Origin of the sequence: Micromonospora palythoicola (genome assembly GCF_036689795.1) — a bacterium.
Classification (GTDB): Bacteria; Actinomycetota; Actinomycetes; order Mycobacteriales; family Micromonosporaceae; genus Micromonospora; species Micromonospora palythoicola.
In genome coordinates this window covers 1-22,580 of the sequence record NZ_JBAGKI010000088.1, presented here as the reverse complement: position 1 = coordinate 22,580, position 22,580 = coordinate 1, and the positions used below count along the sequence as shown (strand labels likewise).

At 72.0% G+C, this 22,580-nt stretch carries 23 protein-coding genes; 7 read left to right on the top strand and 16 right to left on the bottom strand.

Annotated features, from left to right (window positions below; translation table 11 throughout):
* Positions 1 to 73: 73 nt before the first annotated feature.
* From V5O40_RS25635 to V5O40_RS25610, 6 genes are all read right to left on the bottom strand, one after another.
* Positions 74 to 667, bottom strand: a complete 594-nt coding sequence (locus V5O40_RS25635; protein ID WP_332907841.1) for a response regulator transcription factor — start codon at positions 665 to 667, stop codon at positions 74 to 76.
* 1,848 nt (positions 668 to 2,515) lie between these two features.
* Positions 2,516 to 3,466: a twin-arginine translocase subunit TatC gene (gene tatC / locus V5O40_RS25630; RefSeq protein WP_332907840.1), complete on the bottom strand. Its 951-nt coding sequence runs from the start codon at positions 3,464 to 3,466 to the stop codon at positions 2,516 to 2,518.
* A gap of 18 nt (positions 3,467 to 3,484) precedes the next feature.
* Positions 3,485 to 3,775, bottom strand: coding sequence for a Sec-independent protein translocase subunit TatA (gene tatA / locus V5O40_RS25625; protein ID WP_269741486.1), 291 nt, complete (start codon positions 3,773 to 3,775; stop codon positions 3,485 to 3,487).
* Between the two features lie 247 nt (positions 3,776 to 4,022).
* Entirely contained in the window at positions 4,023 to 4,271 is a 249-nt protein-coding gene (locus tag V5O40_RS25620; RefSeq protein ID WP_093405953.1) for a hypothetical protein, read from the bottom strand.
* 10 nt (positions 4,272 to 4,281) lie between these two features.
* Entirely contained in the window at positions 4,282 to 5,286 is a 1,005-nt protein-coding gene (locus tag V5O40_RS25615; protein ID WP_408631948.1) for a helix-turn-helix transcriptional regulator, read from the bottom strand.
* 61 nt (positions 5,287 to 5,347) lie between these two features.
* Positions 5,348 to 6,337, bottom strand: coding sequence for a helix-turn-helix transcriptional regulator (locus V5O40_RS25610; RefSeq protein WP_332907838.1), 990 nt, complete (start codon positions 6,335 to 6,337; stop codon positions 5,348 to 5,350).
* 195 nt (positions 6,338 to 6,532) lie between these two features.
* On the opposite strand from V5O40_RS25610, the gene V5O40_RS25605 reads away from it, so the two are divergent.
* On the top strand, positions 6,533 to 7,645 hold the full coding sequence (locus V5O40_RS25605; protein ID WP_332907837.1) for a DUF3866 family protein: 1,113 nt from the start codon (positions 6,533 to 6,535) through the stop codon (positions 7,643 to 7,645).
* Between the two features lie 31 nt (positions 7,646 to 7,676).
* On the opposite strand, the gene V5O40_RS25600 is transcribed toward V5O40_RS25605, so the two are convergent.
* Genes V5O40_RS25600 through rfbA form a run of 4 tightly spaced genes read right to left on the bottom strand, consistent with a single transcriptional unit; the run spans position 7,677 to position 10,858 of the window.
* Complete coding sequence (locus V5O40_RS25600; RefSeq protein ID WP_332907836.1) at positions 7,677 to 7,862, bottom strand: hypothetical protein; 186 nt, start codon at positions 7,860 to 7,862, stop codon at positions 7,677 to 7,679.
* A 54-nt stretch (positions 7,863 to 7,916) separates the two neighbouring features.
* Positions 7,917 to 9,275 (bottom strand): Pup--protein ligase, encoded by a 1,359-nt coding sequence (gene pafA / locus V5O40_RS25595; RefSeq protein WP_164446958.1) that lies wholly within the window; start codon positions 9,273 to 9,275, stop codon positions 7,917 to 7,919.
* A 57-nt stretch (positions 9,276 to 9,332) separates the two neighbouring features.
* Positions 9,333 to 9,950, bottom strand: coding sequence for a dTDP-4-dehydrorhamnose 3,5-epimerase family protein (locus tag V5O40_RS25590; RefSeq protein ID WP_332907835.1), 618 nt, complete (start codon positions 9,948 to 9,950; stop codon positions 9,333 to 9,335).
* Positions 9,947 to 10,858, bottom strand: coding sequence for a glucose-1-phosphate thymidylyltransferase RfbA (gene rfbA / locus V5O40_RS25585; protein ID WP_332907834.1), 912 nt, complete (start codon positions 10,856 to 10,858; stop codon positions 9,947 to 9,949). The genes V5O40_RS25590 and rfbA overlap by 4 nt, the downstream gene beginning before the upstream one ends.
* A gap of 85 nt (positions 10,859 to 10,943) precedes the next feature.
* On the opposite strand from rfbA, the gene rfbB reads away from it, so the two are divergent.
* From rfbB to V5O40_RS25555, 6 genes are read left to right on the top strand one after another with little or no spacing between them, the layout of a single operon-like run.
* Entirely contained in the window at positions 10,944 to 11,942 is a 999-nt protein-coding gene (gene rfbB, locus V5O40_RS25580) for a dTDP-glucose 4,6-dehydratase (RefSeq protein ID WP_332907833.1), read from the top strand.
* Positions 11,939 to 12,823 (top strand): dTDP-4-dehydrorhamnose reductase, encoded by an 885-nt coding sequence (gene rfbD, locus V5O40_RS25575; RefSeq protein ID WP_332907832.1) that lies wholly within the window; start codon positions 11,939 to 11,941, stop codon positions 12,821 to 12,823. Before rfbB ends, rfbD begins: the two co-directional genes overlap by 4 nt.
* The gene (locus tag V5O40_RS25570) at positions 12,820 to 13,218 is read left to right on the top strand and encodes a DUF2304 domain-containing protein (protein ID WP_332907831.1); all 399 of its coding nucleotides are present in this window, start codon (positions 12,820 to 12,822) and stop codon (positions 13,216 to 13,218) included. Before rfbD ends, V5O40_RS25570 begins: the two co-directional genes overlap by 4 nt.
* Positions 13,211 to 13,912, top strand: a complete 702-nt coding sequence (locus tag V5O40_RS25565) for a glycosyltransferase family 2 protein (RefSeq protein WP_332907830.1) — start codon at positions 13,211 to 13,213, stop codon at positions 13,910 to 13,912. Before V5O40_RS25570 ends, V5O40_RS25565 begins: the two co-directional genes overlap by 8 nt.
* Positions 13,912 to 15,213 (top strand): lipopolysaccharide biosynthesis protein, encoded by a 1,302-nt coding sequence (locus V5O40_RS25560; RefSeq protein WP_332907829.1) that lies wholly within the window; start codon positions 13,912 to 13,914, stop codon positions 15,211 to 15,213. Before V5O40_RS25565 ends, V5O40_RS25560 begins: the two co-directional genes overlap by 1 nt.
* Positions 15,210 to 16,238 carry a glycosyltransferase family 2 protein gene (locus tag V5O40_RS25555; protein WP_332907828.1) on the top strand — a complete coding sequence of 343 codons (1,029 nt, stop codon included), beginning with the start codon at positions 15,210 to 15,212 and terminating at the stop codon, positions 16,236 to 16,238. The genes V5O40_RS25560 and V5O40_RS25555 overlap by 4 nt, the downstream gene beginning before the upstream one ends.
* A 114-nt stretch (positions 16,239 to 16,352) precedes the next feature.
* Here the strand turns inward: V5O40_RS25555 and prcA are convergent, their stop codons facing one another.
* The 6 genes from prcA to V5O40_RS25525 form a co-directional block, all read right to left on the bottom strand.
* Entirely contained in the window at positions 16,353 to 17,186 is an 834-nt protein-coding gene (prcA, locus tag V5O40_RS25550; protein WP_269741474.1) for a proteasome subunit alpha, read from the bottom strand.
* 58 nt (positions 17,187 to 17,244) lie between these two features.
* The gene (prcB, locus tag V5O40_RS25545) at positions 17,245 to 18,084 is read right to left on the bottom strand and encodes a proteasome subunit beta (protein ID WP_269741473.1); all 840 of its coding nucleotides are present in this window, start codon (positions 18,082 to 18,084) and stop codon (positions 17,245 to 17,247) included.
* Positions 18,003 to 18,266 carry an endonuclease VII domain-containing protein gene (locus V5O40_RS25540; protein ID WP_332907842.1) on the bottom strand — a complete coding sequence of 88 codons (264 nt, stop codon included), beginning with the start codon at positions 18,264 to 18,266 and terminating at the stop codon, positions 18,003 to 18,005. Before V5O40_RS25540 ends, prcB begins: the two co-directional genes overlap by 82 nt.
* A gap of 219 nt (positions 18,267 to 18,485) precedes the next feature.
* Entirely contained in the window at positions 18,486 to 18,701 is a 216-nt protein-coding gene (locus V5O40_RS25535) for a ubiquitin-like protein Pup (protein ID WP_164446970.1), read from the bottom strand.
* Between the two features lie 118 nt (positions 18,702 to 18,819).
* Positions 18,820 to 20,337: a depupylase/deamidase Dop gene (gene dop, locus V5O40_RS25530; protein WP_348650772.1), complete on the bottom strand. Its 1,518-nt coding sequence runs from the start codon at positions 20,335 to 20,337 to the stop codon at positions 18,820 to 18,822.
* Positions 20,338 to 20,445: 108 nt separating this feature from the next.
* The gene (locus V5O40_RS25525) at positions 20,446 to 22,419 is read right to left on the bottom strand and encodes a hypothetical protein (protein ID WP_332907827.1); all 1,974 of its coding nucleotides are present in this window, start codon (positions 22,417 to 22,419) and stop codon (positions 20,446 to 20,448) included.
* Positions 22,420 to 22,580: the final 161 nt, after the last annotated feature.

The following is a 22,580-nucleotide window of genomic DNA, read 5'->3' as shown; positions in this document are numbered from 1 at the left end:
CCGCCCGGGCCGGTTTCGCCCGTCGGGCGGGCGACGGTCGGCTGGGGCCGCCGCGCGGCGGCCCCAGCCACGGTCACATCCAGCCGTCACGGCGCGCGAGCAGGACCGCCTCCATCCGGTTGCGGGCACCGGTCTTGCGCATGATCGCCGACAGGTGGTTACGCACCGTGCCGTGCGCCAGGAACAACCGGTGGGCGATCTCCTTGAGCGGCAGCCCTTCGGCGGCCATCCGCAGCACCTCGGCCTCCCGAGGCGTCAGCGGGCCCGTGGCGGGCCGCAGCGCTGTCGCGGCGGCGGTCACGTCGATGACCCGCTCCCCCACCGCGAGCGCCCGCACCGTCCGGACCAGCTCGTGCAGCGGCTCGTCCTTGCCGACCAGCCCCTGCGCTCCGGCCGTCAACGCCTCCGTCACCAGGCCCCGGCTCCACCGGTCACTGAGGGCCAGCACCGCTGTCGCGGGTGCCGCCCCGGTGATCTCGGTGATCACTGCCACCGGCTCGGGAACACCGGACGCGAGGTCCACAAGCACCACGTCCGGCAGGTGTCGACGTACCAACGCGGGCAGGTCACCGATGCCCGTCGCCTCGGCGACGACCTCGATGTCCTCCTCACCCGCCAGTGCCGCGCACAACGCACTGCGCAGCAGACCCATACTTTCGCCAATCACAACGCGGATCACCACGTAGCTCCGATCTGAGGTACGCGTGGCGTAGCGGCTGCCGGTCCCCTGGACGGGACCCCGCAGGTCGGCCACGCGCGAACGGACTGGGCCCGGCCCGGGGGACGTCGGCCACACGACGGCCCCGGGCACCCGTACGACCACGCCGGGCGACCAGCCGGTGGAATCCCGGCGGCGCGGGCGGGTCAGGGCGGACTCAGCCGGGTCGGGCGCTCACTCCGGGGAAACGGCCCGCGTACCTGCGGGGCGCGGGGACATCGGTCCGAGCGTTGGCTGTCGGCGGCACCTGGCACCCGTCGAGGACCATTCCCCGCAGTGGGGCGGGGCCGCCGTCGGCACCCGTGACACCGTCGCCAGCGGGCGGATGAGGACGCTGCGGTAGGCGGGTCGGTGCCGGCGTCGACCCGGATCCGGCGCCAGAGATACCGGCGGAGGATCGATGCCACCCGAGCCCCACCCCGGCCATGGGCACGGCCGGCGTCACCTCGCGCGGCGATGTGGCCCTCGGTGCCGCGGCGGGTGGCGGATCTGGTGCCTGCGACAGAGCCGGCGGCGGCACACCTGCGACAGGGTCACTTGTCGACGTCCACGACGTCGGTCCACCCCCGGTGTACGGCCCGGCGGCGGAACCTGGCGGCAGGACGGGAAGCGTGCCGGTGACCCGGTCCGTGAGCTGCGTGAGCTGCGTGAGCTGCGTCGCCGCCGTTGCCACCCCGGACCCCACCGCCGCGACGGCCGTGACCAGCACCGGTCGCAGAACAGCCTGCGCTCGCACGATGACGGCATCCGTCCCGGGCAGCACCGTCAGGCCCGTCGCGGACAGCGCCGTCAGCCCCGTCGCGGGCAGCTCTGTCAGGCCCGTCGCGGGCAGGGCCGGGACGGGCGGAGGCACCAGGCCGGTCGCGGCCCGGGTCACCTCCGGCAGGGGCGGCAGCGCCGGGCCGGCTTCCGGCAGGGACGGCAGCGCCGGGCCGGCTTCCGGCGCCGGAGGCCGGTCGCCGACGATCGGCGCGGCCGACCGGCTCGGCGGCGTCACCAGCGTATGCCCGACCGAGCCGGAGCCCTTCGACGACCGGTCGCGCGGCGTCCGGGCAGCCACCGCACGGTCACCCGGTGGGCGGCTGGTCAGGGACCGGTCAGCCGGTGAGCGGCTGCCCGGTGACCGGTCGGCGGACGGACCGTCGGGCGTCGACACCCGACCGGTACGCGCGGTCGCTGGTGGCTGCGCCGGACGGCCACTACGCGCCCCGCCTTTGTCGGCACGGCGGTCGTCATCCCGCCGACCGGTGACCGGCAAGCTCCGCGTCGAACTCCGGTCCTCGCCGGAACGCCGGACGTCCGGACGTTCGACGAGGCCGGTGACCAGTTCGTCGAGGGGCGAGGCGGGCCGGTCGCGTTCGCGCTCGTGCCGATCCGCGCCGGCCGAGGGCAGACCGGCGCTGTCCGCACTGGCCGGATCGCTCGACAGGGCACCGATGAGCAGGCCGACGCCCACGGCGGCGGCTCCCATGATGGCGAGACGGGCGACGGCGACCGCTGGGCGCGCTGGTGAGGCGTCGGGCCCCCGCCGGACGGCGGGCGGACGGCGGAACGTCGGACGACGCACTGAGCCTCTCTCTCGCCGGGAACGTCGACTTATCGTATTCAGCCCCTTACCCCGTCGCTGACCGTGAGCAACCGGTTGACGGATTGCCGACTCTCCGGCTGACGGTGGCGCTGCTGTCGGGTAACCGGTGCGGCCGCACCGGGGTTCCATCGCCGATCGCGGTCACCGAAAACGCGGCAAGCCTTCCACCCGGGGAAGGCTTGCCGCGTTCATCCGTCACACGTCGCGCGTCAGGTCACGTCGTCATACCGTCGGTCGATCGGAGCCGGCGCGGCGACAGGTGCGGGGGCGTCGATCGGGCCGCTGGCGTCGACCCGCTGCCCCGCCTCGACCGGCTCCCGGTCGAACTCCAGCGGGGAGACCTCGTCGTCGTCGATGCCGGCATAGATCTCCTTGCCGCGTCCCCGGCGCTTGTCGTTGAGGAACGCGACGCCGACCGCGGCGAAATAGAGCGCGCACAGGCACAACGCCAGCGCGCTCATGCCGAACGGATCCGGCGTGGGGGTGACCACCGCCGAGAAGGCGAAGAAGACGAACACGGCGACCCGCCACCAGCTGAGCAACCGCTTCGCGCTGGCAATGCCGACGAAGTTGAGCATCAGCACGATCAACGGAAACTCGAACGCCACCCCGAACATCAGGATCAGGTTGGTGATGAACGATATGTAGCGGGTGATGTCGAGCGTGGTGTTGATGTCATCGCCGGAGATCTCCAGCAGGAACTCCAGCCCCTTCGAGGCGACGAAGTACGCCAGCACGGCACCGGCCGCGAACAACGGTGCGGCCAGGGCGGTGAAGGCGTACGCGTACCGCCGCTCGTGACGGTGCAGGCCCGGTGCGATGAAGGCCCACAGCTGGTAGAGCCAGACCGGCGCGGCGAGGATCAGACCGACCCACAGACCGATCTTCAGGTTCAGCAGGAACAGGTCCGCCGGACCGAGCTGGACGAAGTTGCACCGGCCGTCGGGCAGTTGACTGCCGGGCAACTGGCAGTAGGGCTGAGACAGCAACTCACGGACGGGGCCGGCCAGCCAGAGACCGAAGCCGAAGCCGATCAGGATGCCCAGCGACGCCTTGAACAGCCGGTTGCGTAGCTCGCGGATGTGCTCGACGAGGGTCATCGAGCCGTCGGCGGCCCGCTCGAAGCTGCTCGGTCCGCGCTTGCGGAGTCCGAAGGCCACGATTACCGGACCCGGGGGTCAGTTCTCGCGGACGCGCTGCACCGGGTCGACGACCGGCTGCTGCACGGTGCCCTGGTAGGGCTGCTGCTGCGGCGCCGGCTGCTGCGGCGGGTACGGCTGGTAGCCGGCCTGCGCGTCGGCCTTGCCGGCGAGGTCGCGGTCGTCGTCGGCCAGGCTCTTCGTCTCGGCCTTGATGATCCGCAGCGAGCGGCCGAGGGACCGGGCGGCGTCGGGGAGCCGCTTCGCGCCGAAGAGCAGGATCAGCACGACCACGAGTACGGCGATGTGCCAGGGCTTGAGGGCATGCATGGAGGGCTCCAGTCGCACTGTGTCGATGAGGGTGGTTCCGCAGCCCATCGTACGTGCGACGAAGGCCGTTGCCACCCGCCGGGGCGGTGGTGGTTCGTCCCGGCGGGTGAAGTCTCGGCCAACCGCGAGTGTCCCGTCAACCGTGCGGCTGGATCATTCTGCGCGAAGCCGCGACGCCGCGTGCAGCAGAACGCACCGTACGGGCAGGAATGCGCACCGCGCGGGACGTGACGCCGGTGGACGGGCCTCAGTCGCCGCGACGCGCCTTGATCACGGTGAGCCGCTGCTGGGTCGTCTCAAGCCGGCTCTGCAAGCCCTCCGCCCGCTGCTGGAGACTCTCCGCCGCCTCGCGCAGCGCGGTCGCCTCGTCGGCCCGTCGCTGCAGCGCCAGCGCCGCCCGGCGCAGCCGGGGCAGTCGCGCCAGCACGGGTCGTACCGCCAGCGCGAGCAGAACCAACGGCACCAGCACGAGCGCGAGCACGATCCACTTCAGCACGCCGGCCAGCCTACCGCCTGTCGCCGGCCGCCGCCGGGTCCGCGCCGGCCGGCACCGGGTGGGCGTACGCCTCCAGGGCCGCCACCGCCGACTCGTGGATCTGCTCGGCCAGCTCGGCCGGTGCGACGACCTCGACGTCCGGGCCGAGACCCAGCACGAACCGACGGGCCCAACCGAGATCGGTGACGCGCAGCGACACCAACCACCGCTCGCCGTCGGACTCCACCCGCTCACACGGGTAGTACTCGGTGATCCACCGTTCGCCCCGACCGATCCGCAACGTGATCAGGGGCAGGTCGGGCGAGGGCCGGAACGCACCGTGACGCAGGTCGTGCGGCTGGGCCTGCGGGGGTACCACGGCGGGTTCGGCCAGCGCGGTCACCGCGTCGATCCGGTCGGCCCGGAACAGCCGCACCGCCTCGGCGCGGCGGCACCACGCCTCCACGTACGTCCGGCCACCGATCATCAGCACCCGCAGCGGGTCGATGACCCGCTCGGTGGTCTCGTCCCGGGCGGGCGTGTAATACGTGATCCGCAGCGCGCGACCGCCCTCCACGGCGGCCCGCAACTGTTCCACCCGCCCGGTGTCACCGGGCAGCCGCACCTCGACCGGCGCGGCGACCAGGTCACCGGCCGCGTCCTCGATCTTCGCGAGGGCCCGCTCGACCGCTTCCCGGTTCGCCACCCCGGGCGTCTCGGCGAGCATCCGCAACGCCACCACCAGCGCCAGCGCCTCGTCCGGGGTGAGCCGCAGCGGCCGGTCGATGCCCGCGTCGTAGGTGATGGTCACCCGGTCACCGTCGAAGGCCATGTCGATCAGGTCGCCCGGGCCGTACCCGGGCAGCCCGCAGACCCACAACAGCTCCAGGTCCTCGCGCAGCTGCCGCTCGGTGACACCCAGGTCACCGGCCGCCTCGGCGATCTCGATCCCGGGCCGGGCAAGCAGGTACGGCACCAGGTTCAGCAGCCGGGCCAGCCGGTCCGCCGAGGCCCGGGAACCGGCCCGTGGCGCCACACCGCTCACCAGGACCACCCTCCGCGCACCGCCGCGCGGCGCGCCGGCTCGTCCCGCCGGCTCACCGGACCACCGCCAGCGAGTCGTGTCGGGCGGCGATCTCCTTCAGCCGCTGGATGACCGCCTCCCGCACCTCGGGCGGGTCGACCACCCGCACGTCGGGCCCGTAGCCGACGAGGTGACCGGCCAGCGAACAGGCGTCGCCGTACGGCAGCACCAGCCGGTCCGCGTCGGGCCCGGCGGTGACCTCCACCGCCCAGCGACGCAACCCGGCGGCCCGGCCCGGGGTGACCAGCACGGTCGCCCGGCCGGGTCGCTCGACCGGGCCGGACCAGCGGGCCACGTGACTGATCAGGTCGACGCCGGTCGGCGGCTGGTAGGCACCCGGCTCGCCGGTGGCCCGCACCGGGCCCACCACCCGGGAGAGTCGGAAGCAGCGGGTGGCGTCGCGGTCCAGGTCGTGGCCGACCACGTACCACCGGCCCCGCCAGCAGACCACTCCCCACGGTTGCAGGCGGCGCCGGGCGGGCGCGTCGCGGTCCGGCACCCGGTAGTCGAAGCGGACCTCCCGCCGGTCACGGGCGGCGGCGGTCAGCGGCGCGAACGCCGGGTCGACCGTGACCATCGGCTCCAGCCCGAGGGTGGCCTGCGGATCCACGTCCACGCCGGCGGCGCGCAGCTTCGCCAGCCCGGACGAGGCGGCGGCGGCCAGGCCGGCGTGCTGCCACAGTCGAGCGGCGATGCCCACGGCGGCCGCCTCGTCGGGTTGGAGAGGGATGTCGGGCAGCGCGTACTCCCGGTGGGCGATCCGGTACCCGGGCTCCGCGTCGAAGGCGCTCGCCGTCCCGGTCTCCAGCGGCACGCCCAGCTCCCGCAGCTCGGCCTTGTCCCGCTCGAACTTGCGCTGGAAGGCCTCGTGCTCGCGGGCGTCGTCCGGATCGTGCTCGTAACCGGGCACGGTCGCGGCGATCTGCGCGGCGGTCAGGAACCGCCGCGTGGACAGCAGGCAGATCACCAGGTTGACCAGCCGTTCGGTGCGACTACGTGACACCCCGTAGACGCTAGCAGCCCTGACCCCCCACACAGCCACCCCACGCCACCCACCCCACCTCCAATTCCCCCTTCTCGTCGATCTTGCACTTGTGGTCGCCGGTATGCCGCTTTTGTTGTGCTACGCGGGGGCAGAAAGTGCAAGATCGACGGGGTGGGGCGAGGGGTGCGGGGGGTGGGGGGTTAGCGTGCGGGGGTGGTGCGGTGGCGGGCAGGTGCGGTGGTGGGGGTGCGTCGGCGGTGGGCCGGCGCGGTGGAGCTGGACGTCGAGGTGGACGGCGGCGGCTCGATGCGGGCGCTGGCCTATCCGGCGCTGGTCGGTGAGCCCGAGCCGGGCGATCGGGTGCTGCTCAACGCCGGTGCGCTGCTGATGGGTCTGGGTACCGGGGGGTACGCCCTGGTGGTGGCGCTGCCGGACCGGTTGCCGCCGGATCCGCCGCAGGCGATCGACTCCCGCGACGCGGGTCATCTGGTCAAGGCCCGCTACACCCCGTTGCAGCCGATCCTGCTCGGCGTCGACGAGGAGGCGTCACCGCACCGGGCGACGCTGGCGGCCGCCGACGACCTGGCCGGTCTACCGGTGGTGACCGCCGACCTGCACTCCGCGCTGCCGGCGATCCTGGCCGGCATCCGAGCCGACGCGCCGCGGGCGCGGGTGGCGTACCTGCTCACCGACGGCGGGGCGTTGCCCGCCTGGTTCTCCCGCACCCTCGCCGGACTGCGCGACGAGCTTGTCGGCACGATCAGCGTGGGGCAGGCGTTCGGGGGTGATCTGGAGGCCTCGACGCTGCACAGCGGGCTGCTCGCCGCCCGGCACGTGCTCGGCGCGGACGTCGCGGTGGTGGCGCAGGGCCCGGGCAATCTCGGCACCGGCACCCGCTGGGGATTCTCCGGGGTGGCCGTCGGCGAGGCGGTGAACGCCGTCGCCACGCTCGGTGGACGCCCGGTCGGCTCGCTGCGGATCTCCGCCGCCGACCCGCGTCCCCGGCACCGTGGCGTGTCGCACCACAGCCTCACCGCGTACGGCCGGGTGGCGCTGGCTCGCGCGGAGCTGGTGGTGCCCGACGGTCTGGACCCCGTGCTGGCCGCCGAGGTCGACGCCGCGGTGGAACCGCTGGCGCAGCGGCACACGCTGGTGCGGGTGGACACCGCCGGGCTGGACGCGGCGCTGCGCCGCAGTCCGGTGCCGTTGTCGACGATGGGACGCGGGCTGGACGCCGACCACGCCTACTTCCTGGCCACCGCAGCGGCCGGCCGGCACGCCGCCCGCCTGACGGCGCAGCCACCCCCGGCACCGGCCGCGGGTTGACGAGACGACCTGCGCGACCGCCCCGCGCGCCTCAGGCGAAGATGACCAGGGCGGCCCAGGCACCGACGATCAGGACGAGAGCCAGGGCCAGCACCCAGGTGGGCACGGTGTACTCGCCACGGCGGTTACGCTCGATCTCGTCGCGGATCTTGTCGCGGCGGCGTTCGAGCCAGCTCTGCCGTTGATCGCCCGGGGTGGGCGGTTCAGGAAAAATCATGGCCTGGCCAGCCTACCCGGGGCCGGCCGGTCGGCACGGCCCCGGTCGACCCTGTCACATGCTGGCGATCAGCCGCTCCACCCGTTCGTCGTACGCCCGGAACGGATCCTTGCAGAGCACGGTCCGCTGCGCCTGGTCGTTGAGCTTCAGGTGCACCCAGTCGACGGTGAAGTCCCGCCGCTTCTCCTGGGCGTGCCGGATGAACTCGCCGCGCAGCCGGGCCCGGGTCGTCTGCGGCGGTGTCTCCTTCGCCTCGAAGATCTCCGGATCGGTGGCCACCCGGTCCACCTCGCCGCGCCGCTCCAGCAACGCGTAGAGGCCCCGCCCCCGGCGCAGGTCGTGGTACGCCAGATCCATCTGTGCCACCCGGGGGTGCGACAGCGGCAGGTCGTGCTTGCGCTGGTAACGCTCGATCAGGCGCAGCTTGGTCACCCAGTCGATCTCCCGGGAGACCGGTTCCAGGTCGCCGGTCTCGACCGCCCGCAGCACCCGGCCCCACAACTCGACCACCCGCTTGGCGGTCTGGTCGCCGCCCCGGCGCTCGACGAACTCGGTGGCCTTGGCCAGATATTCCTGCTGGATCTCCAGGGCGCTGATCTCCTTGCCCGAGGCCAGCCGTACCTTCCGCCGGCCGGTGATGTCGTGCGACACCTCCCGGATCGCCCGGATCGGGTTCTCCAGGGTGAGGTCGCGCATCACCACGCCACCCTCGATCATCCGCAGCACGATGTCGGCGGTGCCGACCTTCAGCAGCGTGGTGACCTCGTTCATGTTGGAGTCGCCGACGATGACGTGCAGCCGGCGGTACCGTTCCGCGTCGGCGTGCGGCTCGTCCCGGGTGTTGATGATCGGGCGGCTGCGGGTGGTGGCCGAGGAGACCCCCTCCCAGATGTGCTCGGCCCGCTGGGACAGGCAGTAGACCGCCCCACGCGGCGTCTGCAACACCTTGCCGGCACCGCAGATGAGCTGCCGGGTGACCAGGAACGGGATCAGCACGTCGGCCAGCCGGCCGAACTCACCGTGCCGGGACACCAGGTAGTTCTCGTGGCAGCCGTACGAGTTGCCGGCCGAGTCGGTGTTGTTCTTGAACAGGTAGATCTCGCCGGCGATGCCCTCGTCGTGCAGCCGCTTCTCCGCGTCGATGAGCAGCCCCTCCAGGATCCGCTCACCGGCCCGGTCGTGGGCCACCAGGTCGACCACCGAGTCGCACTCCGGGGTGGCGTACTCGGGGTGCGAGCCGACGTCCAGGTAGAGCCGTGCGCCGTTGCGCAGGAACACGTTGCTCGACCGGCCCCAGGACACGACCCGGCGGAAGAGGTACCGGGCCACCTCGTCGGGGGACAGCCGCCGCTGTCCGCGGTAGGTACAGGTGACGCCGTACTCGGTCTCCAGACCGAAGATTCGCCGTTCCATGATGAGACATTAGCCGTACGGAGGCCCTGTTCGTCACTGTCGGGGCACGTGCCGACCTCAGCCGTCGGTGGAACCCGCCGTGGCGGCGAGGGTCGCGACGTACCGCCGGCAGGTGTCGTACTCCGGCAGCAGCCCGGCCGACCGGGCCTGCGCCAGGGTGGGCGCGGCGGCGTCGCGGGCGGACAACTGCGGCACGGTCGCCGGCCAGTCGATGCCCAGCTCCTCGTCGAGCGGGTGCACCGCGTGCTCGGCCGAGGGGTTGTACGTGGTCGAGCAGAGGTAGCTGAGGGTGGCGTCGTCGGTCAACGCGCAGAAGCCGTGACCCAGCCCCTCGGCCAGGTAGACCGCGCGCCGGTCCACGTCGTCCAGCCGCACGCCCTCCCACCGGCCGAAGGTGGGCGAGCCGACCCGCAGGTCGACGACCACGTCGAGCACCGCCCCCCGGACGCAGGTGACGTACTTCGCCTGCCCCGGTGGTACGTCGGCGAAGTGGATACCGCGCACCACGTCACGGGCGGATACGGACAGGTTGCCCTGGGCCAGTCGCAGCGGATGCCCGACCGCCTCGGCCAACCGGTCGAAGCGGTACCACTCCAGGAACAGCCCACGCGGGTCGCCGTGCTGCTGCGGGGTGATCTCCCAGGCACCCTCGACGCTCAGCGGCCGCAGCTTCACCGGGCCACCCCCGCCCCGCCGAACTCGCCGGTCGGCTCCTGCCGCCCACCGGTGAGCAGATCGAGCAGGTAGTCGCCGTAGCCGCTGCGGGTCAGCGGCTCGGCCAGGGCGCGCAACCGCGCGTCGTCGATCAGCCCGGCCCGCCAGGCGGCCTCCTCCACGCAGCCGATCTTCATGCCCTGTCGTTCCTCGATCACCCGGACGAACTCGGCGGCCTGCATCAGCGAGGTGAAGGTGCCGGTGTCCAGCCAGGCGGTCCCCCGGTCGAGCACGGTGACCGACAGCTCACCCCACTGCCGGTACGCCTCGTTCACCGCCGTGATCTCCAGCTCGCCCCGGGCGCTGGGGGTGAGCCCCCGGGCGATCTCCACCACCCGGTTGTCGTAGAAGTACAGGCCGGGCACCGCGTACCGGGACGTCGGGCGCTGCGGTTTCTCCTCGATCGACAGCACCCGGCCGTCGGCGTCGAAATGCACCACGCCGTACGCCTGCGGGTTGGCCACCGGGTACGCGAAGATCCGGCCACCGACCGGATCACCGGCCGCGGCCAGCTGCCGACCCAGACCCACCCCGTGGAAGATGTTGTCGCCGAGGATCAACGCCACCGACTCGTCGCCGATGAAATCCGCGCCCAGCACGAACGCCTGCGCGATGCCCTCCGGCCGAGGCTGGGCGATGTACTCCAGCCGCAACCCGAACTGGCTGCCGTCGCCGAGCAGCCGCTGGAACTGGCCCTGCTCCTCCGGTGTGGTGATCACCAGGATCTCGGACATCCCGGCCATCACCAGGGTGGAGAGCGGGTAGTAGATCATCGGTTTGTCGAAGACCGGCATCAGCTGTTTCGACACCGCCCGGGTGATCGGCCACAGCCGGCTTCCGGTGCCACCGGCGAGCAGGATTCCACGCATCCGGGCGAGCCTACCGGCAACCGGACGGACCGCCGCGCGTCGCCTGCGCTGCGGATGTGGCCGTTTCGCGTAGACTTCCGGACCCGTGAGGATCCTGGTCACCGGCGGCGCCGGCTTCATCGGCTCGGAATACGTCCGGACGCTGCTCGGCGTCCCCGGCGGCAGCGCGGCGGGCGTACCGGCGGTGGAACCGGCCCAGGTCACCGTGCTCGACGCGCTGACCTACTCCGGCAACCTGGCAAACCTCGCGCCGGTGGCCGACGACCCCCGGCTGCGGTTCGTCCATGGTGACATCCGTCACCCAGAGGCGGTCGACGAGGCCGTCGCCGGGCACGACGTGGTCGTCCACTTCGCCGCCGAGTCCCACGTCGACCGCTCCATCGCGGGCGCCGCACCCTTCGTCACCACGAACGTCCTCGGCACCCAGAACCTGCTCGACGCCGCGCTACGCCACGGCGTGGCCCGGTTCGTGCACGTCTCCACCGACGAGGTCTACGGCTCCATCGCCGACGGCTCCTGGTCCGAGGACTGGCCGCTGGCCCCCAACTCCCCCTACTCGGCGTCGAAGGCCGGCTCCGACCTGCTCGCCCTGGCCTACCACCGCACCCACGGCCTCGCCGTGGTGGTGACCCGCTGCTCCAACAACTACGGGCCCTACCAGTACCCGGAGAAGGTCGTCCCGCTGTTCGTCACGAACCTCCTCGACGGACACCCCGTCCCGCTCTACGGCGACGGCGGCAACGTACGCGACTGGCTGCACGTGCACGACCACTGCCGCGGCATCGCCCTCGTCCAGCACAAGGGTCGCGCCGGCGAGGTCTACCACATCGGCGGCGGCACCGAACTCACCAACAAGGACCTGACCGCCCGGCTGCTCGACGCCTGCGACGCCGGCTGGGACCAGGTGACCCCCGTCGCCGACCGCAAGGGACACGACCGCCGCTACTCCCTCGACATCACAAAAATCAGCAACGAGCTCGGGTACGCCCCCAGCATCACCCTCGACACCGGACTCGCCGACACCGTCAGGTGGTACCGGGACAACCGCGCCTGGTGGGAACCGCTGAAGACGGCGAACGTATGAGGTTCCTGGTCACCGGGGCCGGCGGGATGCTCGGACGCGACCTGGTCGACGTCGTCGAAGCTCGGCCGGACCACCAGGTCACCCCCGCCACCCGCGCCGACCTGGACATCACCGACCCCGCCGCCGTGCACGCCGCCGTCGCCGGCCACGACGTGGTGGTCAACACCGCCGCCTGGACCGACGTCGACGGCGCCGAGACACACGAGTCGTCCGCCACCGCCGTCAACGGTGACGCCGTCGCCCACCTCGCCACCGCCTGCGCCGCGCACGGCGCCCGCCTGCTGCACCTGTCCACCGACTACGTCTTCGACGGCACCGCCACCACGCCGTACCCCGAGGACGCGCCGACCGCCCCGCTCAACGCGTACGGTCGCGGCAAACTGATCGGCGAACAGGCCGTGACCCGGCTGCTGCCCGACACCGGATACGTGGTGCGGACCGCCTGGCTCTACGGCACCCACGGCCGCAACTTCGTCACCACCGTGCTCGACCTGGCCGACCGCCGCGACACCCTCGACGTCGTCGACGACCAGCGCGGGCAGCCGACCTGGTCCCACGCACTGGCCCGGCACCTGGTCGCGCTCGCCGAGGCCGCCCACGCCGGACGCGCCGCCCCCGGGATCTACCACGGCACCTGCTCCGGCGAGACCACCTGGTACGGCCTGGCCCGCGCCGTGTTCGCCCGGCACGGGCTCGACCCGGACCGGATCCGACCCACCACAAGTGCCCGATTCGTGCGACCCGCCCCCCGACCGACGTACAGTGTGCTAGGGCACGGCCGGTGGGCCGAGGCCGGGCTGCCGTCCCTGCCGGACTGGGACGCCGCCCTGGTCGACGCGTTCGCCCCCGCCGCTCCACCCTCCCCGTGGAAGGTCGTATGAAGCTCACCCTCGTCACCGGCCTGACCGGCCTGATCCTGCTGGGCACAATCGTCGAGCTGCTGCGCCGTCGGCAACTGCGCGAGAAGTACGGCATGCTCTGGCTCGGCCTGCTGTTCGTGGTGATCCCGCTCTCGCTGTTCCCCCGGCTGCTCGACGGCGTCGCGGACCTACTCGGTGTCGCCTCCGGGGTCAGCCTGGTGCTCTTCCTCGGCATCGTCTTCCTCCTGCTGGTCTGCATCCACCTCAGCTGGGAGGTCAGCGCGCTGGAGGAGGAGACCCGCACCCTCGCCGAGGAGTTCGCCCTGCTCCGCGCCGAAGTCGAGGCCGAACGGGCGGAACGGGCGGAGTGGACCCGACGGCTGGACCGGGCCGAGATGGTGTCCCACGATGGTTAACGGCAAGCGGCTGCTCATCATCATTCCGGCGCTCAACGAAGCTGCCTCCATCGGCGACGTCGTCAGCGAGATCCGCGGCGAACTGCCCGGCGTCGACGTGCTCGTCGTCGACGACGGCTCCACCGACCACACCGCCGCCGTCGCCGCCGCCGCCGGTGCCCGCGTCGCCCGACTGCCGTACAACCTCGGCGTCGGTGGCGCCATGCGGCTCGGCTACCGCTACGCCCACGACCAGGAATACGACGTCGCGGTACAGGTCGACGCCGACGGGCAGCACGACCCCCGGTACGTACCGAAGCTCGTCGACCTGCTCGACGACTATGACCTGGTCATCGGGGCCCGGTTCGCCGGCGAGGGCGAATACACGGTACGCGGCCCGCGCCGCTGGGCGATGGGCATGCTGTCGCTGGTGCTGTCCGGCCTGGCCGGCACCACGCTCACCGACACCACGAGCGGCTTCCGGGCGGCCAACCGACGAATGATCGAGATGTTCGCCCGCTGGTACCCCGCCGAGTATCTCGGTGACACCGTCGAGACGCTCGTGCACGCCGCCCGTCGCGGCTACCGGATCCAGCAGGTGCCGGTCGCCATGCGCCGCCGGATGGCCGGCACGCCCAGTCACTCCCCCGCCAAGGCGATGATCTACCTCGGCCGGGCCGTGGCCGTGCTCACCCTCGCCCTCATCCGCCGGTGATGCGCCGCCTGCTCCGTCTCGTCCCGCCCGGCACCGTCGGCGTCGGCATCGGACTGGCCGTGGTCGGGCTGGCCGCGTACGTCCACCTCGCCCTGGCCGGGCACAACCTCGACGCCGCCGACTACTCCTCGCTGTCGGTGCTCTGGTCCGTCGTGTTCACCCTCGGTATCGGCGTGTTCTTTCCCGTGGAACAGGAGGTCGCCCGGCTCGTCGCGGCCCGGCACACCCGTGGCCTGCCGCCCGGACCGGTACTGGCCCGTGGCGCCGCCGTCGCCGCCGCCGTACTCGGCCTGCTGCTCGTGCTCACCGTCGGCGCCGCCGACCTGCTCACCGAGCGGCTCTTCGACGGCGACCCCGCGATGGTGCCCGCCCTCGGCGGCGCACTGGCCGCGCTGGCGGTGGCGCACACCACCCGTGGGGTGCTCTCCGGCCTGCGCCGCTTCGGCTGGTACGGCACCCAACTCGGCCTCGACGGCGGGCTGCGCATCGGCCTGGTCGCCATCCTCGCCCTCACCGGCGTGGATTCACCCGTGGCCTACGCGCTGGTGCTGGTCGCGGCCCCACTGGCCGCCGTCGCGCTGACCGCCGCACCGATCGTCCGGACGATCGGCCGCGGACCGGCGGTCCCCTGGCCACCCCTGCTCCGCGGCCTCACCCTGCTCACCGTCTCCAGCCTGCTCGCCCAGGTGGTCGTCAACGTCGGCGTGATCAACGTACGGCTGCTCGACCCGACCGACGTCGCCACCGCCGGCGCACTGCTCTCCGCGCTGGTGCTGGTCCGCATACCCCTGTTCGTGTTCGGCTCGATGCAGGCCGCGCTGCTGCCCGGCCTGTCCACCGCCGCCGCCATCGGCGACGAACCGGCCTTCCGTACGCTGCTCCGCCGGTCCCTGGCCGTCGTCACCGCCCTCGGGGCCCTCGGTGGCATCCTCGCCGCCCTGTTCGGTCCATGGCTCGTGCGGGCCCTCTTCGACACCCCGGACGTCCTCGGCCACGGCGACTTCGCCTGGCTGTCGGTGGCCACCCTGGCCTACCTGTGGGCGATGGTGCTCGGCCAGGCGCTGCTGGCCCGCGACCGGCACCACGCCCAGGCCCTGGCCTGGACCGTCGGCGTCGCCGCGCTGGCCGTCGCGACCCTGCCCCCACTGCCCGTCGCGCTGCGCGTCGAACTCGGCTACACCGTCGGCTCCGTGGTGGCCGCCGCCGTCATGGTGGCCCTGCTGCGCCGCCGGCGGACGGCACCACCCGCACCACCGGTCGCGGCCCCGGTGCCCGCCACCACCAGCGGAGGAACACCATGAGACCGCCCCGCGTCACCGCCGTGATGCTCGCCTACGGTGCCGAACCCTGGCTGGTCGACGCCGCCCGGGCCGTACTGGCCAGCACCGGAGTCGACATCGACCTCGTCGTGGTCGACAACGGCTGCACCGGCGACGGCATTGACGTGGTCAAGGGCCTGCCGGGCGTACGGGTCCTGCGGCCGGAGGCGAACACCGGCTACTCCGGCGGCTGCAACATCGGTGCCGCCGAGGCCACCGGCGACTGGCTGGCCTTCGTCAACTCCGACGCCATCGTCGCTCCCGACGCCCTCGCCAAGGTCGTCGCGGTGGCCGCCGAGCCCGGTGTCGGCGCCGCCATGGCCTCCATCCGGCTCGCCCACGACCCCGACCTGATCAACACCTCGGGCAATCCGCTGCACTTCACCGGCCTGTCCTGGGCCGGCGGCAACGGCGAACCCGCCAGCGCCCACGCCCGGCGCACCGTGGTGCCCTCGCTGAGCGGCTGCTGCTTCGTCATCAGCCGCCACCGCTGGGCAGACCTCGACGGCTTCGCCGACGAGTACTTCGCCTACCACGAGGACACCGAACTCAGCCTGCGGCTGTGGCAGCGCGGCCTACGGCTGCAGTACGTGCCCGACGCCGTGGTCCGGCACCATTACGAGTTCTCCCGCAACGATCTCAAGCTCTACCTGGTCGAACGCAACCGACTACTCACCCTGCTCACCGCGTATCAGGGCCGGACCCTGGTGTTGCTGGCGCCGATGCTGCTGCTCACCGAGGTCGCCATGCTCGCCGCCGCGCTGGCTGGCGGCTGGGGGCGGCAGAAGACCCGGGGCTGGGCCTGGCTGTGGCGGCACCGCGGTTGGGTACGCGCCCGTCGGCGACGTCTGCGGGCCGAACGCACCGTCGGCGACGGCGTTCTCGCCCATCTGATGACCGCCCGCGTCGCCCCGTCGAACGTGGCGGCCCCACCCGGGACGGGCGTCTTCAACGCGGTCGCCACGGTCTGGTGGGCACTCGTGCGGCCGCTGCTCGCCCGCCGCTGATCCAGTCCAGCCGGAGCAGGCGGACTCAGCGCACCGTCGGCCCGGTCGGGTTCCGAACGACGCGGCGCCCGACCGGTCGAAACCGCTCGGACGCCGTCACCGCTCGGATCACGATCAGGTGTCGGACTTGTCGCCCGGCTTGTCCTCCAGGTCCGCGGAGCCGGCCGAGGTGGTCGGCTTGTGCCCCTCCTCGGTCGGCGTCGTCGGGGTCTGCGCCCGGTCGCCCTCCGCCGCCGCCTCGCCGGCCGCGTCGCCGTCCAGCAGCCCGGTCAACGCGGCCCCGGTGATCCGTCGGAAGGTGCGACCCACCCGGTTGCGGTCCAGGATCGCCACCTCCAGCTGATCGCCGGCGATCGTACGGGCGGCACCGCCTTCACCGCCGACGCTGCCCAGCGCCTGCACCGCCACCTTCACCGCATCGCCGAGCGACATGTCCGGCCGGTGGTGCGACTTCAACACCCCGGAGATCGCCTCGGCCTGACCGCCCATCGCCATCCGGCCCGGCTCGTCGGTCACCGACCCGTCATAGGTGCACCGGTACAGCGAGTCCTCCCCCGGCGTGGCACCGACCTCCGCCACGCAGATCTCCACCTCGAACGGCTTGGACTGCTCGGTGAAGATGGCGCCGAGAATCTGCGCGTACGAGTTGGCCAACGCCAGACCGGTGACGTCCCGACGGTCGTAGCTCAGACCGTTGAGGTCGGCCATCCGCACACCCGCCCGGCGCAGGTTCTCGAACTCGTTGTACCGCCCCACGGCGGCGAAACCGATCCGGTCGTAGATCTCGCTGACCTTGTGCAGGGTGCTGGAGAGATTCTCGGCAACGAAGAGCACCCCACCGGCGTAGCTGACGACCACCGCGCTGCGTCCCCGAGCGATGCCCTTGCGGGCCAACTCGGAACGGTCGCGCATGATCTGCTCGGGCGAGGCGTAGAACTGCATGGCCACGGCGGCGGCTCTCCTTCGGCGGTACTCGGGGAAACGGGATCAGCTGCGGACGGGCGGCTCAGCCGCCCGGATTCTCCATCCGACCGGCGACGACGCTCTCCGCGATCGCCGACGTCTCCGCGTCGGTCAGCCGGTGCGTGCCCTCCGCCGTCGCGGTCATCACCACCGGGTAGATCCGGCGGGTCAGGTCGGGTCCACCGGTCGCGGTGTCGTCGTCGGCCGCGTCGTAGAGCGCCTCCACCGCCAACCGCACCGCGTCGTCCACGGACAGCCCGGTCCGGAACCGCTTCTTCAACGCCGACCTGGCGAACAGCGAACCCGAGCCGATCGCGTCGTAGCCAGTCTCCTCGTACGGGCCGCCGGTGACGTCGAAACTGAAGATCCGGCCGGCCCGAGCCGGGTCGCTGGCCGCCAGGTCGAAGCCGGCGAACAACGGAATCACCGCCAGCCCCTGCATCGCCGCGCCCAGGTTGCCGCGGATCATCGAGGCGAGCCGGTTGGCCTTGCCGTCGAGCGAGAGCATCGCGCCCTCGATCTTCTCGTAGTGCTCCAGCTCCACCTGGAACAGCCGCATCAGCTCGATGCCGATGCCGGCGGTGCCGGCGATGCCCACGAGCGAGTACGCGTCGGCGGGGTGCACCTTCTCGATGTCCCGCTGGGCGATCAGATTGCCCATGGTGGCCCGCCGGTCACCGGCCATCACGACACCACCGGCCGCGGCGATGGCCACAATCGTGGTGGCGTGCGGGGCCAGGTCGGCGGCCATGCCCGGGGGCAGCGCCCGACGGCCCGGCAGCATCTCGGGGGCCACCTTGCTCAGGAATGCCGTGAAGGAGGACGTCCCCGCGTTGGTGAACACATCTGGAAGACGCCCGGATGGATCAAAACCCGCTGCCACGTGGTTCCTCTCAGGTACGTGACGGCCCTGGCCAGCCTCGTCGGACTGTCACGGAACTGGCCAAGACCACCGTTGCAGTTGAAGCAGAGTATCCCGCGCACCCACCCGGTGCGATGATCGTGGTCCACATGTTCCGGATCGGGGTCACCGCACACCCCGCAGACCCCGCCCTGCTCGGCCAGCAGCTCGTCGAACTCCTTCTGCCCGATGCCGTACCGCCGCCGCAGGTGGTATTCACGGGTGCCGCCGTACAGCCGTTGGGCGGTCTCCTTGCCCCGTGCGTTGTGGCAGGGTTTGCAGTAACTGTGCCGTCCGCTGGCCTTCCGAGTGGTGAGGGGGCAGCCTTCGTCGGCATCGTGGGTACGCCTTGTCCGACCTAATGGGCGGATCGGACATATGCCTCATTGACCCCCTTTTTGCACGTAACCTCTCACGAACTCTTCGGCGTTTTCCTCGAGGACGGAGTCGATCTCGTCGAGCAGGTCGTCGACGTCCTCGGTGATCTCGGCGTGCCGCTCGGCGACCTCCGGGTTCGCCTCGACGGTGACGTCCTCGACCTCTTCGCCCTGACGGGCCTTGCCCGACTGCGACTGACCGCCGCTGTCACGAGTGGCCATCGTTGCCTCCTCCACGATCTCCCTGCGATGAACTTACCTCGCGGGAGCGACGAAACGTCCCCCGCGCGCCGGTACCGGCGCGCGGGGGACGGAGAGCTGATGCACGGGAACCGGTGGGTCAGCCGCCGGTCAGGGTCTCCAGCAGATCCTTGGCGCTGGCACAGCGGTCGAACAACTCTCCGACGTGCCGCCGGGTGCCCCGCTCCGGCTCCATCATCGGCACCCGCACCAGCGACTCCCGACCGACGTCGAAGATCACCGAGTCCCAGCTGGCGGCGACCACCTCCGAGGCGTACTGGGCGAGGCAGCGGCCGCGGAAGTAGGCCCGGGTGTCCTCGGGCGGCTCCGTCATCGCCGTGCGGCTCTCCTCGTCGCTGAGCAGCGTCTTCATCGATCCACGAGAGACCAGCCGGTGATAGAGGCCCTTCTCCGGTCGTACGTCGGAGTACTGCAGGTCGACCAGCTGGAGCTTGTGCGAACCCCAGCCGAGCTTCTCCCGCTCCCGGTAACCCTCCAGCAGCCGCAGCTTCGCCACCCAGTCCAGCTCGTCGGCGCAGAGCATCACGTCGCGCCCCAGCCGGTCGAGCACGTTCTCCCACCGGTCCAGCACGTCGGCGGTCTGCTCGTCGACGTCGTTGCCGTAGCGGTCGTCGACGAACGCGCGCACCCGCTCCAGGTAGGCCCACTGCACGTCCATCGCGGTGAGCCGACGCCCGTCGCGCAGCCGCATCAGATGCGACAGCGACGGGTCGTGACTGACCGCGCGCAGCTCGCCGACGGGGTCGGCGATGCCGAGGTCCGGGCCGAGCGCCTTCTCCTCGATCATCGTGAGGATCAACGCGGTGGTGCCCACCTTGAGATAGGTGGAGATCTCCGAGAGGTTCGCGTCGCCGATGATGACGTGCAGGCGGCGGTACTTGTCCGCGTCGGCGTGCGGTTCGTCGCGGGTGTTGATGATCGGCCGTTTGAGGGTGGTCTCGAGGCCCACCTCGACCTCGAAGAAGTCGGCGCGCTGGGAGATCTGGAAGCCGCTCTGGCCGCCGTCCTGGCCGATGCCGACGCGGCCGGCGCCGCAGACGATCTGTCGCGTGACGAAGAACGGCGTCAGGTACGCCACGATGTCGGCGAACGGCGTCTGCCGGCGCATGAGGTAGTTCTCGTGTGCGCCGTAGCTGGCGCCCTTGTTGTCGGTGTTGTTCTTGTAGAGGTGGATCGGTGCGGTGCCGGGGATCGTGGCGGCCCGCCGCGCCGCCTCCGCCATCACCCGCTCGCCCGCCTTGTCCCAGCGGACCACGTCGCGGGGGTTGGTCACCTCGGGGGTGGAGTACTCCGGGTGCGCGTGGTCGACGTAGAGCCGGGCGCCGTTGGTCAGGATCACGTTGGCCAGGCCGAGGTCCTCGTCGGCGAGCGCCTCGGCCGGGTCGTACGCCGCGCCGGAGTAGGTGAAACCGCGGGCGTCCCGCAGCGGTGACTCCTCCTCGTAGTCCCACCGGGCCCGGCCACCGCGGTTCAGTTCCGGTCGGGCACCGTAGGCGTTGACCACCTGCGAGGAGGTGACCATCGGGTTGGCGCCGGCCTGGCCGGGCACGGAGATGCCGTACTCGACCTCGGTGCCCATGATTCGTCTAACGCTCATCGACCTACCCGCTTCGTTTGCCTGACCGGTCCCCCGTCATGTCGAGCGTAGTCGCCGCCCGGCCGACCCGGGGCGTGGCGGTCAGCCGGGATGCCTCGGGTCGGCCGGTCAGGGTCGCGTTTCGTCGAGGATCAGAAGCTCGACGGTGATCCGGTCGCGCAGTTCCGGGTCGGCCCGCATCAACCGGTTGACCCGGACCCGCGCGCCGTCGGTGGTGACGATCAGTCGGATCCGGCCGGGCGTGCGGTCGAGCATCTGCGCGGTCCGGTCCGGTTCGACGAAGACCATGTCGTAGATGCCGGATTCGGTCTGTGCGGTGGTGCCCTGCATGGTGGAGACGCAGATGTTCGCCAGGTACGAGCCGTAGGGACTGCGGTCGAGGATGAGCGTGGTGGTCCCGTCGACGGGCGGATAGCGCCGGTTGACCGTGTCGCAGACCACCGCCGGCCGGGTGGGCGGGTCGATCTGCTGGTGCGCCCAGCGCTGCGCCCAGGTCGGCGTGTCGACGACGAGCAGGCTGCGGTGCCAGCCGGTGACGCCGACGAGCAGCACCGTCGCGGTGGCGACGGCCACGGCGACGAGAGCGGCTGCGGCAACACGGGCCGGGCGGCGAGGGTACGGCACCGGCAGCAGCCGTGCCACGGCGGCGACGCCGACGATCAGCAGCACGGTGGTGAGGTGCCCGGCCTTGTTGAAGTAGTAGCCGGGCTCGCCGCCGAGGCTGACGCTGGCCTGGCCGATGCCCAGGGTGAGGGCGACGCTGACCAGCAGGATCGACAACCAGCGGCGCCAGGCGGGATCGCGTCGACCGAGCCGTACGGCGTGCACCAGCAGCGCCGGTACGACGAGCGCGCCGAGGCCGCCAAGGGCCAGCCAGGTCTCGGTGAGGTCCGGTCCGACGGTGGCGGTGAGCGACTCGGTCTGGTTGGCGCGGAACACGCCGAGCAGGCTCGGCAGCGGGGAGAGCAGGGCGGTGGCCACTCCGACGGTCAACGCGGTGCCGCGGACGCGCGGCAGCTCACGGCGATGGGCGAGCAGCGCGCCGAACACGATGACGGCCGCGGCGGGCAGGAACAGGTAGTAGGTGTAGCCGATGCCCACGAGCAGGGCGCCGAGCAGCAGAAGGTGTTCCCGTAGGGAGGTGACCGGCCGGGCGACGAGGACGGCCAGAGCGACGGTGAGGGTCAGCCCGAGGGTCTCGGTGGGGTACCCGGAGAGCAGCATCCGGGGCATCTGGGTGCCGAGCAGGAGTGCGCCGACGACGACGGTGAGCACGCCTCGGCTCAGCGGGTGCAGTGGGCCGGGTAGCCGGTGCGCGGCCCAGAGCAGGGTGAGCGCGAAGAGGCCGAATCCGGCGATGTTCCACCAGAGGAACGGCTGCACGGCGTCCACGCCGGCCGGTGCGGTGCCGGGCGGGGTGAGGTGGCCGTTGAGCAGGGCGACGAGCAGGTGCCAGCCCTGCGGGTAGTAGACCAGCAGGGAGAGGAGGTGTTCGCGGACCGCGTCGGGGTCGACGAAGACGTAGCCACCGTGCCGGCCGATCACATCGACGAGGGTGAGGTGGCGCAGGTAGTCCTCACCCCTGGCGAGGATCGTGAACTGTCCGAGGTGGTCGTCGGCACGCAGCACCGGTTGCGCCAGGTAGCCCACAAGCGCGGCGACGCCCAGCAGGGGGAACAGGTCGGGCCAGGCGGGACGCGGCAGCGTGGGGCGTCGGCCGGTGAGCACGGCGGCCAGGATGAGGGCGGTCAGGGCGGTGCCGGCCACCGGAACCGGGGCCATCCCCCAGGGCCAGCGGGCGAAGAGCAGCCCGGCGGCGGCGGTGAGACAGATGAGCAGGAGCGTGGCGAGCAGCAGCCGGTCGAGCAGGGTACGGCCGCCACGCAGCAGACTGGCGGTGGCCACCAGGATCAGCGGGGGCAGTGCCCAGCGGGCGTCGACGGCGGTCGCGGCGAGTGGCAGGAGCCAGGCCACCGGCAGGGCGGCCAGGGCGGTGATCAGCGGGCGGCGACGTGCCCGGGTGGAGCTGGCGGTCTCGGTCGGGGTGTGCGGCGGAGCCAGCTCGCTCTGCTCGGTGGGCACGCGTTTCCTTCACACGACGGGGATGGGGGTCGGCGATCTGTCGGCACTGGTGCGGTGGCCAGGCAGGTCACCGGGCCGCCAGCCTCCCCAGCAGGCGGGGCTGACGCGCTCAACGTATGCACCGGGCCCGCGCCGCGGGGCGGCGCGGGGCCGGGGGGGGG

Excerpts from the sequence above, each read along its gene's own strand:
- rfbA (WP_332907834.1), bottom strand. The coding sequence starts at position 10,858 with ATGCGTGGAATCCTGCTCGCCGGTGGCACCGGAAGCCGGCTGTGGCCG.
- rfbD (WP_332907832.1), top strand. The coding sequence starts at position 11,939 with ATGAGGTTCCTGGTCACCGGGGCCGGCGGGATGCTCGGACGCGACCTG.
- V5O40_RS25600 (WP_332907836.1), bottom strand. The coding sequence starts at position 7,862 with ATGATTTTTCCTGAACCGCCCACCCCGGGCGATCAACGGCAGAGCTGG.
- V5O40_RS25555 (WP_332907828.1), top strand. The coding sequence starts at position 15,210 with ATGAGACCGCCCCGCGTCACCGCCGTGATGCTCGCCTACGGTGCCGAA.
- V5O40_RS25570 (WP_332907831.1), top strand. The coding sequence starts at position 12,820 with ATGAAGCTCACCCTCGTCACCGGCCTGACCGGCCTGATCCTGCTGGGC.
- V5O40_RS25565 (WP_332907830.1), top strand. The coding sequence starts at position 13,211 with ATGGTTAACGGCAAGCGGCTGCTCATCATCATTCCGGCGCTCAACGAA.
- dop (WP_348650772.1), bottom strand. The coding sequence starts at position 20,337 with ATGAGCGTTAGACGAATCATGGGCACCGAGGTCGAGTACGGCATCTCC.
- V5O40_RS25535 (WP_164446970.1), bottom strand. The coding sequence starts at position 18,701 with ATGGCCACTCGTGACAGCGGCGGTCAGTCGCAGTCGGGCAAGGCCCGT.
- pafA (WP_164446958.1), bottom strand. The coding sequence starts at position 9,275 with ATGGAACGGCGAATCTTCGGTCTGGAGACCGAGTACGGCGTCACCTGT.
- V5O40_RS25560 (WP_332907829.1), top strand. The coding sequence starts at position 13,912 with ATGCGCCGCCTGCTCCGTCTCGTCCCGCCCGGCACCGTCGGCGTCGGC.
- tatA (WP_269741486.1), bottom strand. The coding sequence starts at position 3,775 with ATGCATGCCCTCAAGCCCTGGCACATCGCCGTACTCGTGGTCGTGCTG.